Source organism: Bacillus sp. JH7 (assembly GCF_001563515.1).
Taxonomy (GTDB): Bacteria; Bacillota; Bacilli; order Bacillales; family Bacillaceae_G; genus Bacillus_A; species Bacillus_A cereus.
Window position 1 is genome coordinate 36,181 of sequence record NZ_LPUS01000001.1, and the last position, 13,211, is coordinate 49,391.

Sequence of the window (13,211 nt, forward strand, 5' to 3'; positions counted from 1 at the left end):
ATTCAATTTCTCTGTGGGTTTTGCTATTTTTTAATCGTAGTTACTTACAAATATACAGGGCAAGGTGCTTTTTATATCTTTTTTCTATTGTCCTATTATTTAATAGAACGGACATACTGATTTTCTCCATCGTCTTTGACAAAGACTCCTAGCTCATTCAAATCTTTGCGTAAATGCTTCTTTTTTTTCGAGTTTCCTTCTCGAAGGGCATTTCGTCTTTCATACAAAATAGTATTTATGCTTTTATTAAATCGCGCATCCTCTAATTTCCATAAGCTATACTCATGTTTATAAGGATCTTGTTCCACCCAGGGGAAGCCGTGCATTAAGAAAGTATCTTTAATTTTGCTTGGGGTAATGTCAGATGTTTCACGTAACCATTCTCGGTCTTCTTGATCAATGATAACCACTTGACGCTTATCTACAAAAACGGCTTTTACATTTGATCTGGTGATTTGTTTCTTTTGATCGTCCTTATTCACGTGAATGCTTTCCGAAGTAATGTTCATTTTTAAAGCTTCACTATAAATAATTAAAGAAAATAAAATTCCTGCAATAACACCAATTAGCATGAGGATAATAGGAAGCCAGAAGGGATTAATAAAATTTAAAAGTTCTATAATTTTTGAATCAGAAAAGAGAGGAATCTTTTTTATAATCTCTATTAATTTAGGTGAAAAATATCCAATAACGCCTAAAAGGATTGGACTTACTATAGCAAGTAACTTTTCTAAAAAAACTAATCCAATGACAGATGCCTTTTTCATGTGTAGTTCATCCTTTCTTATATATATTTTTTAACCAGGGCATGTTTTAAATAGTGAGTTTTTTCACCATTTTTATGAGCTCATCTGAGTAATTTTCTATGGATATAGATGAATTTGCCTTCAACATTCTTTCTTCGATTGCTCCTAAAATAAATGAAGCTAATGTGTCGGTTTGAAAAGAGTTAGAAAACACACCATTTTGTTGTCCAGTCTTCAAAATATCTAATAACATCGTTCTAAGAGCATCATCTTCGTCGTCTTCGATTCTGTAATAAGGAACATTCTCTTCATTTCTTGCATTAAAGACAATCTCAATTAAGGCAATATTATTTTTGTAATGAGTTTCTTGATAAGCCAAATGTGCTTCAATAAAAGCCTCTAGTTTGTTTATTTCAGATTGGGCTAATAGTACTCGATTACTAATAAATTCATGTTGTTTGGCAACTAAAAATTGTAATGTACGGTTCATAAGGTAAAGCTTATCATTAAAATGATAAGAAATAAGTCCGGTACTAATCTTAGCCTTTTTTGCCACCTTCGTTAAGCTCAAGTTGTTATATCCAACCTCTTCTAATGTATCAATACATGCAAGAATAATTTGTTCACGCCTAGCCTCTGCAATAAAAGAATCAGTCACGCTATTCAACTCCTGATTTATATAATTTAAATGTATAATTTGAATGTATAATCAAAAAATTGATTGGTTGTTCAATTAAATATTAGTAAGAAATTATTAGTATGTCAAATGTTTTATACCTACATCTTGATAAGGCTCATTTTCTGAAACAAGCCCGTTTTTAAGAAAGCCAAGCTTCCTATTCGCCCTGAAAACATACTATAAATGGAATCCCCTCATTTAGAGCAAGGTGAACTTGTTATGAATGATACTAAAGGAGGAATAGAGTAATGAGCGAAAAGTGTGAACACAGACATGATGATTGTAACCGCAGACATGGTTGCGGAGGCGGTTTTGCGCTTCTAATCGTATTGTTTATTTTATTAATTATCATCGGTGCTAGCTGCTTCGGCGGAGGCGGCGGTTGTGGCTATGGTGGTTACGGCGGTTATGCAGGCGGCTACGGCGGATATTGCTGCTAATTATTAAAAACTATTGAAAATGGCCTTGTGCAATATGCACAAGGCCATTTTATTCATATTTTTATATGCTGTGATAATTTATTAATGTACAGAGAACGGATTAAGAAGAAGAAAATAATCTCAATAATCCCGAAAAAGGTGAGTACGATACATGTCTCTTTTAGTAATGAGAAAGAAAACATGCTTTGTAAAAACTTAACCGCAAATAACGTGTGAACACCAGCAACGATGTAAGGAACGAAAAATAAAATTCCTAATTGAATCGTTGCAGAGCGAAACATTTCTGATTCAGTTAAGCCAAGCTTTGTAATCGTAATATACTTTTGTCTTTCAGTTGTTAAGTCATTATACATACGGAAGTATAAAACACTAGCCGCACCGATAAAGAAAATAAAGCCGAGAAATGCCCAAATAAAGAATTGAGCAACTGCATTTCCTTTACCGTAAATGAGTTCATCCGTAGCCGTGTGTATGAAGAAAGGAACTTGAGCGTTCTCTTCTGTATGCTTTTCGTAGAACTCACGCGCATCGCCACTAATAACACGTAACATATTTTTGGTTGGAACGATTGCATTTTCCCAGTTTTCTACGAAGTAGTTATAGATTACAGTTGTTTCAATATGAGGAATCATATTATTAAATACATAATCTTGTACGACAGCTAAATGTGGGAATGCAAAGGATGGTTCGATTCCCTTATTAATAAACCCTTTAATATGAAATTCTTTTTTATTAGACCCGAGTGTAATCGTATTTTGCTTTGCAAATGGATTAGATACGAGATCGAGAAGTTCTGGTGAGTGCCGAGAAATAATATAAACTTCTGTAGAATCGATTGTTATTTCAGGTCTTTTCAATTGTTTAGCAATTGCGTTATAATCACTCATCTTCATAAGCATAATATCTTCTTTGGAAGCTGTATCTTTTAATACTGTAAACTTATATTTTTTGTAAAGAAAATTATTAGTTGTAAGCTCCGTTTCAATTGTAGAAATATGCTTTTGTTCAAGGGAATTGTCACCTTCTGATGTATACGTGAAGGGAACGGGATATCGCTCTAGTACTGATGCCTTCGTATTGTTATTAGCAGCAAATAACCCGATAATAATCGTAAATGCAAGTGCAGATAGCATAGAAACAATAAAGAGTACATTAATATTACTGCGTGTACGAGAAACTAAATCTGAAATCCATAACATATTTATTTGTTTCAAATAAAACTTTCTGCGCTTCTTTAAAATATAGATGAAAAGAAGGAATGTTTGTGAAAAGAATAAATATGTCCCGACTATTACGAGCGGTAAAATAGATAACATAATAAAAAAGACAGATCCATTTTGCACATTTTTTTCCGTTACGTAGCCTCGCGGATAACCAGCGATATAATAGCATAGCCCTAAACAAATTAAAGCGAATAAAGAGATGAGTATAGATGGTCTTTTTTCAGCTGGCATTTTCTTGTTCCCCTTAATGAGGTGGGCTGTTTTTCGAGTACGAATAAACATTGGTGTAAACGTAGAAACGATTAAAAATAAAATGATAAACGTTACGGTTGTAACGATAATCGCTTCTGTTGGCCAATATAAATAGAGACCTTTCGCACTTGTTAATTTCGAAGTGACTAATAAGAAAAAGTTAGAAAATACAAGTCCACCTTGAATGCCGATAAAGATAGACAATATCCCAATTATCATATTTTCAGTAAATAACAATCTTTTTAATTGTCTCTGTGAGATACCAAGAATAGTGAGTATCCCGAATTGCTGCTTCCGAACATTTAAAAATGTTCCAATTGAATATAAGAGAAAGAAGAACGAGAACATAACGATCACAAGCTGTGCTGTACTAGCTAAGTTCATTAGAGGATCACGTTCTTGAAAGCTTTGTACACTCTGTAAGCGCGGATGATACGCGTATACAGTAAATGAAAAGAAAACCATGATAGAAAAAGCACTACTTACAAAGTAGGCGAAATATGCTTTCGAATTACGCGAGACATTTTTAAATGCGAATTGCCAAAATGTCATCCACGTCTTCCTCCTAATAATGCTAAAACATCTAATATTTCTTGATAAAATTTCTCGCGATATAATCCGCGGTGCAGTTCATTGTAAAGCTCGCCATCTTTAATGAAAATAACACGGTTACAATAACTTGCTGCAAACGGATCGTGCGTAACCATTAAAATCGTTGCATCTTCTTCTTTATTTAATTTCGTAAATAACTCCATTACGTCAATTGCCGCTTTTGAATCTAAGTTTCCTGTCGGTTCATCGGCTAGTAGAAGTGAAGGATGATGAATAACAGCACGTGCTACTGCGGTACGCTGTGCTTGTCCCCCAGAAACTTCAAAAATACGCTTGTCCAAAATATGATCAATTCCAAGCTTTTTTGAAATGTTATCAAGCTTTTCATCCATTTCTTTTAATGGAACATTATCTAATGTTAAAGGTAATACGATATTTTCACCGATTGTCAGTGTATCTAGTAAGTTAAAGTTTTGGAAAACAAATCCTAACTCTTGTCTTCGGAAAATAGCTAACTTCTCTCTACGAAATGTGTGCGGTTTTTTTCCGTTAATCACGACATCACCAGAAGTCGGAGAATCGATTGTAGAGATAACGTTTAAAAATGTAGATTTTCCGCTACCAGATGGTCCCATAATGGCAACGAATTCCCCTTTATCCACGTGTAAATTTATATTTTTTAAAGCAGTATGAGGGACTTTCCCCTCATATACTTTTGAGACGTTTTTTATGTGTAATACTTCTTCCATAGTAATCACCTTTCTACTTTTTAAAACTTAATGTGTTGTGATAATTTTTGCATATAAAAGGAACGAATTAAAAGGAAAAATAAAATTTCAACTGTTCCAAAAATCAACAGTACGACTGTAATTTCAGCGAAGAACGAGAGATGTAATATTTCTTGTAGCATCTTTGTCGCAAACATCGTATGGATTGATGCCATAATGTAAGGTACGAAGAAAAGAATCGCAAGCTGAATTGTCGCTGAACGTTTCATTTCAGTCTCAGTTAAGCCGATTTTCGTAATCGTTATATATTTTTCTTGCTCATTTGTTAAATCTGTATACATCCGGAAGTAAAGAACACTGCCAGCACCGATAAAGAAAATAACTCCTAGGAAAGTACCAATTAAGAAGAACGAAGCGACATTTAGTTTTGTCTTATATAGAGAATCGCTCGCTTCACTTGCATGGAAAGGTGGATGCTCTGCTTGAATTGCTGCATTATCGTTATGGATTTTTGTTATAAACGATGAACCGATATTATGTGCTTTTTCCCAATCTGTAACTTTGAAGTTATATACACTCATTTGTTTGGAAACTGTGGATAAGGCTTCTACATTTTCATCAGATAGTATGAGTAATTGGTATATTAAGCTGTTTGGGAATGGGCTATAACTTTTATATTCTTTCACTTGTAGTTGTAAATTGTTTTGAGTAAGTGTAAGAGTATTTTTCTGTTCTTTATTGTGAAGTGTTCCAATAACCTGATCATCTAAGTCTTTCATAAGAATATAAGATTCATTCTTATTTACCGTGAGTTTTTCCCAATTTAAAGCCTTAGCAAGTACATTATAGTCACTTTGTTTAATGGCATAATAGAGCTGCGTGTTATCTTCAGCCGAAGATACTTCATATATATCCGTTTTAAATTTTGTATAAGTAAAGTGCTCTTCATTAAATTTCTGCTCTAACCAGTTTAAATGTTCATCAGCTAACGTATTTTCAGTATGTGATAAATAAGTAAACGGGAAAGGGTTTTGTCTAATCGCATCAAACTTTGTAAATTTCCCGAATCCATATAAGAATGTAATCATTGTAAAAGCGAGCGTCGATAGCATCGCTACAATAAAGAGCATGTTAATGTTTGTCCGAATACGTGATGCTAGATCGGAAATCCAAAGCATATTAATTCGTTTCATATAAAACTTTCTTCGTGTTTTTAAAATACGAATAAGTAAAAAACTAATTTGTGAAAAGAAAAAGTATGTTCCAGCTGCAATAAGCGATGGGATGACAAATATACTAGAGACGGCATATAAAATTCCAATTATGTCACCTAGCGACATAAAATACAGCGGATTTGCGGCTAACGCATATCCACATATTAAACAGATCGCACCAAATAGAGAGATGAGCACGGATGCTTTTCTTTCTTTTTGTTGTTTTCCTTCTTTTAAAAGACGTACGGCTTTTCTCGTGCGAATGAGCATCGGTGTAAAAGATGATACGAGAATGAAGAGCCCGAGAAAGATGATGATAGTTAAAACGATAGCACTTGTAGGCGGATATAAATATAAACCAGGTACGTGTGTAATTTTGGCGGTAACTAACAAAAAGAACTGTGAAAAGACAAGTCCAAGTTGAATGCCAAAAAATATAGAAAGAGCACCAATTAACATATTTTCTATAAATATGAGTCGCTTTAATTGTTTTTGAGATATGCCAAGTACTGTTAAAATCCCGAACTGTTTTTTTCGTACTTTTAAAAACGTCCCGATTGAATACAGTAAAAAGAAAAATGAAAAGAACACAATGACAACTTCTGAAATTGTCATTAATATGTTCAGAGAAAAATTCACGTCTGTCATATGCAATTTAGGATGAAATAAATAAACTGCAAATGAGAAAAAGATTGCGATGGAGAACGCACTGCTTACAAAATAGGCGAAATAAGCTCTGGCGTTTCTTGTGACGTTTTTAAATGCAAACTGCCAAAATGTCATTCACCTAAACCTCCTAATAGGGTGAAGATGAAAAGAGTATGAGAGATACTCTTTTCATCAAGTTTGTTTTAAATATTTTGTCCACTCGTGTAATGTGATAATTTTTGCATATAAAGTGAACGAATGAATAAGAAAAATACGATTTCAACGAATCCAAAAATAATAAGAACGGCTGAAACTTCTTTGAACAGAGATAAACCAATTACATCTTGTAGCATTTTTGTTGCGAACATTGTATGAATGGATGCCATAATGTACGGAATGAAAAATAAAATACTAAGTTGAATGGTTGCAGATCGTTTCATCTCTGTATCTGTTACACCGATTTTAGAAATCGTTATATATTTCTCTTGTTCGTTCGTCAAATCCGTATACATTCTAAAGTAAAGAACGCTACCAGCTCCAATGAAGAAAATAACTCCTAAAAATGTCCCGATTAGGAAGTACGCGGCACTACCTGATGTTATTTTGTATAACGATCCTGCTGATTCAAAGGAACGAATAAGAGGCCCTTCATACTGGTATTTATTTCGATCTTTTTGTACCTTTTCTATAAAATTATCAGCAATTTCATATGTCTGTTCCCAGTTTTGAATTTTGTAATTGTATGCTGATATATGTTTTACGGTGTTAGGTAAGTTATTTACGATAACATCAGGCAACACTATCGTTTGATATGAAAAGTCAGATGGGATTGCGTTTACATGCTCATAGCCTTTAACTCTTAATTTCGTATTTGTACTAGAGAGTGTAATGTAATCTCTATTGTAGCTTTGCTCAAATTCGTTGAATATGGTGATATAAGATGTCCCTGTTAACACATATGCTTCGTTATCATCCATAAATAGTTGTTTCATTCGTAAAGAATTCGCAAGTTTGTTATAGTCACTTTGCTTAATTGCGTATACGTCATTATAAATAGCTATATCTTTATCTTCTTTTAGTGGTGTTTCATATATATCAGCTTTTATTTTTTGATAAGGGAAATGCTCTTTTTGTAATTGTTGCTCAAGCCAATTTAAATGCTCTGTAACAAAAGGGTTCGCATCATAAGAGAAATAAGAAATTGGGAAAGGGGAAGTTCTATTCACCTCTAGCTTAATAAATTTCCCGAATCCATATAGGAACGTGATCATTGTGAAAGCAATTGTAGAGAGCATCGCTACAATAAAAAGCATATTAATATTCGTCCGAATACGGTTTGCTAAATCTGAAATCCAAAGCATATTAATCCGTTTCATATAAAATCTTCTTCTTTTCTTTAAAATATAAATCAGTAAGAAACTAATTTGAGAAAAGAAAAAATATGTTCCTATTGTAACAAGCATTGGGATAACGAAAATACTCGAAACCATATATATAACACCGATTTGCGGGCTTACTGATACGAAATATTTAGGATTTCCAGCTAACGCATAACCACCAAATAAACAAATCGCACCAAATAATGAAACAAGTATGGATGGTTTTCTTTCTTTTTGTTTTCCACCATTTGTTTTTAAAAGGTGTACCGCTTTTTTTGTACGAATAAGCATTGGTGTGAATGCAGATACAATGATAAAAAGACTAAGGAAAACAATGGTTGTTAAAATAAACGCGTTAGTAGGACCGTATAAATATATTCCTGGAACATGCGTAAGTTTGGATGTTACTAATAAGAAAAATTGAGAAAAAACAACTCCAAACTGCATGCCGAAAAATATAGATAAAATCCCGATTAACATATTCTCCATAAAAACAAGACGATGTAATTGTTTTCTCGATATTCCTAAAATGGTCAAAACACCAAATTGTTTTTTTCTAACTTTTAAAAAAGTACCAATGGAATATAGTAAAAAGAAGAAAGAGAAAAATACAATTACTACTTCTGAAAATATCATTAATCCTGAAATTTCAGAAGTCATGTCAAAGTTTTGTAATTTCGGATGGAATAAGTAAACAGCAAACGAAAAGAACACAGCAATGGAAAAGGAGCTACTTACAAAGTAAGCAAAATAAGCTCTTGAGTTGCGCGTGACGTTTTTAAATGCAAATTGCCAAAATGTCATAGATTATACCTCCGGCTAGAAGATATAGAAGTAGTTGTATTGCAAAAAATGTATGAGAGTGAGTTCTCATACATTTTGCTTGCATATGTTACGATCATGCTTCGGTCACCTTCTCCGTATGTTCTGCTTGATTATTTGCAGCGTTGTGGAAGATGATTTTAATCGTCGTTCCTTTACCAACTTCAGAATCTAGTTTGACAGAGTGACCTAAATAATCACAAATTTTACTTACAATATAAAGTCCCATACCAGTAGATTCTCCGAATGCGCGACCGTTTTTCCCAGTGTAAAATGGTTCAAATACTCTTCGAATATCTTCTTGTGGAATACCAACACCTTCATCGCGAACTTCTAAAATAATATCTTTTCCGTTTCGGTAAGCAGATAAGAAAACTTTCTTTCCGCGCTCACCAGAGTAACGAACAGCATTTGTCATTAACTGATAGATGATAAATTTTAGCCATTTTGCATCAGAAGCAACCTTTAAATCAGAATGAACTTCTAAAACAGGAAAGACACCATTACGAATGAATAGTTCTTTTAATCCGTTAATATTTTTTGTTACCGTATCTTTTAATGAAATCGTCTCAACATGGAAATCTTCATGGAAGTTATTTAACCTAGCCATGTATAAAGCCATATCAAGCCCTTGGTTTAGACGCTCTAATTCTTTTTTAAACTTTGGAATTAAATGCTCGTCTTCCATTTCTAGCACCATAAGCTGCATAACAGAAACAGGTGTCTTCATTTGATGTACCCAGTGGTTAATGAATAATTGATGTTCTTGTTGTTTTACTTCATACGATTGTAGTTCTTTTTGGAAGAGGCGGTACTGCGTACGCACGAGTTCATTGACACCGTGAGGCATCGGAGCAGTTGCTCTTTCAATAAACGCATCTTCCATTTTTTCTGGTTGCTCGCTTAATCTATGGTACATTCTACGATTGCGAACGTAACGGTAAGCGAGGAAACAAATAAATAAATATAAACTTAAAACGACGAAATAAAATTTATTGTTTTGAAATCCATCTACTGCATCATAAAGAACGAAAATGATACCGAAGTTTAAAACGTACAGTAGGAAAAATGCAAAATGATCACGTAAAAATAGCTTCATGCTTATTCACTCCAAGTTGCGTTAAAGCGATATCCAAGTCCACGTACTGTTTCAATAGAGTTCTCAATACCAAGCTCATTAAACTTTTTACGAAGACGCGTAATGTTTACGTTTAATGTATTTTCTTCAACGAAGCTTTCGTCATCCCAAAGCGCAGCTAATAAATCTTCACGGCTTGCTGTACGAGGGAATTTAGATAATAACATTTCAGCTAAAATAGCTTCTTTTTTCGTTAAAAGAACTTGTTCAGATCCGAAGTGAATTTCAGGACGTTCTGGGAATAGTTTTAAACCTTCTACTTCAACGATACGTTCAGAAATATTTGGTGCATAATCACCGTAAATACGGCGTAATTGTCCTTTAATTTTTGCCATTACAACGTCGTAGTGGAATGGTTTTGTAATGTAATCATCCGCACCGCTTTCAATTGCCATAATTTGTTCCATCTCACCAGCACGCGCTGAAATGAAAATAATTGGACAAGTAGATTCATGACGAATTTGACGGCACCAGTAGAAACCATCGAATTTCGGTAAGTTTACATCAAGTAAAACAAGATGTGGTTTCACAGCGTTAAACGATTCCATAATATCATCGAAATTCTCTGCAACAACAGCTTCATAACCGTACTTCTGAATGTGAGATTGCAGTAATGATGAAATATTTGGATCGTCTTCAACGATTAAAATTTTATACATATGTATATTCCTCCTCAGAAAAACAATTGTAGCTATAGTGTATCATGTGTTTCAAGTCTTTTCATTATGTTGAAAGATAAGCTAGTAAACAGTATAGGTTAAAAGTGAGAAAAGTAAAAAGGGCACTGGATACAATTGACAAATAACAGTAATTGGTTTAACATTTAGATAAATATCTAAATGTCTAATTATCGAAAGGAAGAAAGACATTGAATCAAGCATTCAAAGCATTAGCAGATCCAACAAGGCGAAAAATTTTAGACTTATTAAAAGAAGGTGATTTAACCGCTGGTGAAATCGCTGAACATTTCAATATGACAAAACCAAGTATTTCACACCACTTAAGCGCACTTAAAAATGCTGAACTTATTCAAGATGAAAAGAAAGGGCAATTTGTTGTGTACTCTTTAAACACAACTGTCTTTCAAGATTTATTAACTTGGGTGTTTACATTTACGAATAAGGGGGAAGAGGGGAAATGAAAAAACATCTTTTTGCAATCTTATTAATTGTTATAACTTGTTTAGCTTGGGCGTTTGCTTGGCCACATTTGCCGGATACAATTGCAACGCATTGGAGCGGTGGTAAGGTAGATGGATATTCTTCTAAATTGTATGGAATGATTTCTATGATTGGAATTATGATTGTTTTATATATTTTTCTAAACGTGTTACCAAAGATTGACCCAAAGAAAGTAAATTACGAGAAGTTCTCTAAAGCTTTTATGATGATGAATAATGGTGTACTATTGCTACTATTTGTAGGAAATATAGATATTATTACAAGTGGATTAGGATATAACTTATTCATTAATCGTGTGCCGGAATTATTAGTTGGTATTTTATTTATAGTCATCGGTAACTATTTACCACAATGTAAACCAAATTACTTTGTAGGTATAAAAACACCGTGGACATTAAATAACGAGGAAGTATGGAGAAAGACACACCGTTTTAGCGGAAAGGTGTTTGTTATATTAGGAATTATTATGATTCTAAGTGTTTTTGTACCAGTAACGTGGAAATCTTTCGTAATGGTTGGAATTATTACCGGTGCAGTAGGATTAACAATGGGATATTCATATATTGCTTATAAAAAAGAAATAGGGGCCTAATAAAAAATTATGGGGGAGAGAGGATGAAAAGACACGTATTACCATGGAGTTTAATTATTGGTATTGCAATTGGATGGTATATTGTATGGCCATATTTACCAGAACAAATTCCACGCCATTATAATGCAGCAGGAGTAGTAGATGGATATTTTTCTAAAGTAGAAGCAAGTTCTGTTTCAATAGGAAGCATGATGTTGCTGTATTTGATATGGCTAGCTCTTGGGTATATTGACGTAACGAAAGATAAGTATAAACAGCATGCTAAAGTCCTTTCCGCAATCCGTTATGCTATTCTTTTGATAGGATTCGGCTGTAACTTATTTGCGCTATTAGCAGCGTCTAATTATATTGCATCGGGCTCAATTGCATTTAATTTTGGACTTGGAACATTGTTTCTTGTACTAGGTAATTACATGCAACAAACGAAGCCAAACGGGTTAGTAGGCATTCGAATGGACTGGACATTAGAAAATCCTGTAGTTTGGAGGAAAACACATAGATTTGCTTCGAGGGTATTTGTAATAGGTTCACTTTGTATATATGCCGGGGCTTTGCTTCCAGATCCATTTAATATTTTTATAGGGATTGGAATCATATTAATATGCATTATCGTATCAACAATAAAGTCATATAGTATTTATAAAGAAGAGTTGAAAATGTAAATGTAAATAAAGCTGCTTTTCCTTTTAGGGAAGAGCAGCTTTGTTTTTTATCACTTCTTCAAAACCGGTATCCAAATTTCACTTTTAAAGTTTGGAGAAGATATATCTTTCTGTTCATTCCACAATATCTCCGGTCCTTCCGCTAGTTCATAGTTCGAAGAAGGGAACCATTCAGAATAAATACGTCCCCATACATTTTGTAGTGCATCAGGAAATGGACCGACAGCTTCGAATATAGCCCATGTTGAAGCAGCAACTTCAAGCTGTTTAAACTCCTCTGGACAATCCTTTGTTGTGGCTACTCCAATATAGTGATCGAGTTCGCCTTTTTCCTCCATTCTTCCTTCAGAAAAATTAGTAGAAGCACTAATAATTCCAGTAGGTTCAATGTTTGAAAGGGACTTTAATGTTTGAATAGACTCTGGGTTTAAACTTTTCCACATAGAAGCAATTTCTTCATTTACACCGTTAAAAACAATTGGTACTCGTTTTGTAATACCTATAATTCGAAATGGCTCTTTTTCTTCAATTCGATAGTTCATTTCATTTCCTCCTTGAATGGATAACTGGAAGGTCATTGGTGAATAAGCTCTCAAAGAACGGCTACTATTTCGGGCTTCAGAAGGTGTTATACCGTGCAAGTTTTGAAATGCACGAGCGAATGAATCTGGTGAGTTGTAGCCATATTTTATAGCGACATCAATGACTTTTGCATTGCTATTTTTTAGTTCAAAGGCAGCAAGAGTAAGACGTCTACAGCGAATATAATCAGATAGTGATATACCTGCTAAAAACGAAAACATTCTTTTAAAGTGATACTCAGAACAGAGAGCTAGCCTCGCAACTTCTTTAAAATCAATTTCATTCGTAAGGTTATCTTCAATATAGCGCATTGCAGTATTCATATTTTTAAGTGAATCCATATTATGACCTCCTCTGTACATAGAATAGCAGG

The 13,211-nt window shown here is 33.8% G+C and carries 13 protein-coding genes; 4 read left to right on the forward strand and 9 right to left on the reverse strand.

All coding sequences use genetic code 11. The annotated features are described in order from the left end of the window. Positions 1–95 precede the first annotated feature (95 nt). Both AU379_RS00270 and AU379_RS00275 read right to left on the reverse strand, forming a co-directional pair. Positions 96–767 (reverse strand): hypothetical protein, encoded by a 672-nt coding sequence (locus AU379_RS00270; protein ID WP_000710360.1) that lies wholly within the window; start codon positions 765–767, stop codon positions 96–98. Positions 768–813: 46 nt separating this feature from the next. Then, positions 814–1,404, reverse strand: a complete 591-nt coding sequence (locus AU379_RS00275) for a TetR/AcrR family transcriptional regulator (protein WP_061138880.1) — start codon at positions 1,402–1,404, stop codon at positions 814–816. 269 nt (positions 1,405–1,673) lie between these two features. On the opposite strand from AU379_RS00275, the gene AU379_RS00280 reads away from it, so the two are divergent. Further along, positions 1,674–1,865, forward strand: coding sequence for a YjcZ family sporulation protein (locus tag AU379_RS00280; protein ID WP_001290392.1), 192 nt, complete (start codon positions 1,674–1,676; stop codon positions 1,863–1,865). A 53-nt stretch (positions 1,866–1,918) separates the two neighbouring features. On the opposite strand, the gene AU379_RS00285 is transcribed toward AU379_RS00280, so the two are convergent. From AU379_RS00285 to AU379_RS00310, 6 genes are all read right to left on the reverse strand, one after another. Further along, positions 1,919–3,892 carry an ABC transporter permease gene (locus tag AU379_RS00285; protein ID WP_000144955.1) on the reverse strand — a complete coding sequence of 658 codons (1,974 nt, stop codon included), beginning with the start codon at positions 3,890–3,892 and terminating at the stop codon, positions 1,919–1,921. Continuing rightward, positions 3,889–4,641 carry an ABC transporter ATP-binding protein gene (locus AU379_RS00290; RefSeq protein WP_000393250.1) on the reverse strand — a complete coding sequence of 251 codons (753 nt, stop codon included), beginning with the start codon at positions 4,639–4,641 and terminating at the stop codon, positions 3,889–3,891. The genes AU379_RS00285 and AU379_RS00290 overlap by 4 nt, the downstream gene beginning before the upstream one ends. A 20-nt stretch (positions 4,642–4,661) precedes the next feature. Then, positions 4,662–6,617, reverse strand: a complete 1,956-nt coding sequence (locus AU379_RS00295) for an ABC transporter permease (RefSeq protein ID WP_044584941.1) — start codon at positions 6,615–6,617, stop codon at positions 4,662–4,664. A 68-nt stretch (positions 6,618–6,685) separates the two neighbouring features. After that, complete coding sequence (locus tag AU379_RS00300; RefSeq protein WP_061138881.1) at positions 6,686–8,665, reverse strand: ABC transporter permease; 1,980 nt, start codon at positions 8,663–8,665, stop codon at positions 6,686–6,688. Between the two features lie 94 nt (positions 8,666–8,759). Further along, positions 8,760–9,782 (reverse strand): sensor histidine kinase, encoded by a 1,023-nt coding sequence (locus AU379_RS00305; protein ID WP_000765341.1) that lies wholly within the window; start codon positions 9,780–9,782, stop codon positions 8,760–8,762. 2 nt (positions 9,783–9,784) lie between these two features. Beyond that, positions 9,785–10,480 carry a response regulator transcription factor gene (locus AU379_RS00310; protein WP_000276738.1) on the reverse strand — a complete coding sequence of 232 codons (696 nt, stop codon included), beginning with the start codon at positions 10,478–10,480 and terminating at the stop codon, positions 9,785–9,787. Positions 10,481–10,689: 209 nt separating this feature from the next. Here AU379_RS00310 and AU379_RS00315 point away from each other — a divergent pair, with 209 nt between their 5' ends. From AU379_RS00315 to AU379_RS00325, 3 genes are read left to right on the forward strand one after another with little or no spacing between them, the layout of a single operon-like run. Then, a complete protein-coding gene (locus AU379_RS00315; RefSeq protein WP_001070531.1) occupies positions 10,690–10,962 on the forward strand; it encodes an autorepressor SdpR family transcription factor in 273 nt (90 codons plus the stop codon). After that, complete coding sequence (locus AU379_RS00320) at positions 10,959–11,594, forward strand: SdpI family protein (RefSeq protein ID WP_061138882.1); 636 nt, start codon at positions 10,959–10,961, stop codon at positions 11,592–11,594. Before AU379_RS00315 ends, AU379_RS00320 begins: the two co-directional genes overlap by 4 nt. Positions 11,595–11,617: 23 nt before the next feature. After that, entirely contained in the window at positions 11,618–12,256 is a 639-nt protein-coding gene (locus AU379_RS00325) for an SdpI family protein (protein WP_000820674.1), read from the forward strand. A 50-nt stretch (positions 12,257–12,306) separates the two neighbouring features. Here AU379_RS00325 and AU379_RS00330 read toward each other — a convergent pair whose 3' ends face one another. Then, on the reverse strand, positions 12,307–13,179 hold the full coding sequence (locus tag AU379_RS00330) for an AraC family transcriptional regulator (RefSeq protein WP_061138883.1): 873 nt from the start codon (positions 13,177–13,179) through the stop codon (positions 12,307–12,309). Between the last annotated feature and the right edge of the window lie 32 nt (positions 13,180–13,211).

Excerpts from the sequence above, each read along its gene's own strand:
- AU379_RS00330 (WP_061138883.1), bottom strand. The coding sequence starts at position 13,179 with ATGGATTCACTTAAAAATATGAATACTGCAATGCGCTATATTGAAGAT.
- AU379_RS00310 (WP_000276738.1), bottom strand. The coding sequence starts at position 10,480 with ATGTATAAAATTTTAATCGTTGAAGACGATCCAAATATTTCATCATTA.
- AU379_RS00285 (WP_000144955.1), bottom strand. The coding sequence starts at position 3,892 with ATGACATTTTGGCAATTCGCATTTAAAAATGTCTCGCGTAATTCGAAA.
- AU379_RS00305 (WP_000765341.1), bottom strand. The coding sequence starts at position 9,782 with ATGAAGCTATTTTTACGTGATCATTTTGCATTTTTCCTACTGTACGTT.
- AU379_RS00320 (WP_061138882.1), top strand. The coding sequence starts at position 10,959 with ATGAAAAAACATCTTTTTGCAATCTTATTAATTGTTATAACTTGTTTA.
- AU379_RS00280 (WP_001290392.1), top strand. The coding sequence starts at position 1,674 with ATGAGCGAAAAGTGTGAACACAGACATGATGATTGTAACCGCAGACAT.
- AU379_RS00295 (WP_044584941.1), bottom strand. The coding sequence starts at position 6,617 with ATGACATTTTGGCAGTTTGCATTTAAAAACGTCACAAGAAACGCCAGA.
- AU379_RS00325 (WP_000820674.1), top strand. The coding sequence starts at position 11,618 with ATGAAAAGACACGTATTACCATGGAGTTTAATTATTGGTATTGCAATT.
- AU379_RS00270 (WP_000710360.1), bottom strand. The coding sequence starts at position 767 with ATGAAAAAGGCATCTGTCATTGGATTAGTTTTTTTAGAAAAGTTACTT.
- AU379_RS00290 (WP_000393250.1), bottom strand. The coding sequence starts at position 4,641 with ATGGAAGAAGTATTACACATAAAAAACGTCTCAAAAGTATATGAGGGG.
- AU379_RS00300 (WP_061138881.1), bottom strand. The coding sequence starts at position 8,665 with ATGACATTTTGGCAATTTGCATTTAAAAACGTCACGCGCAACTCAAGA.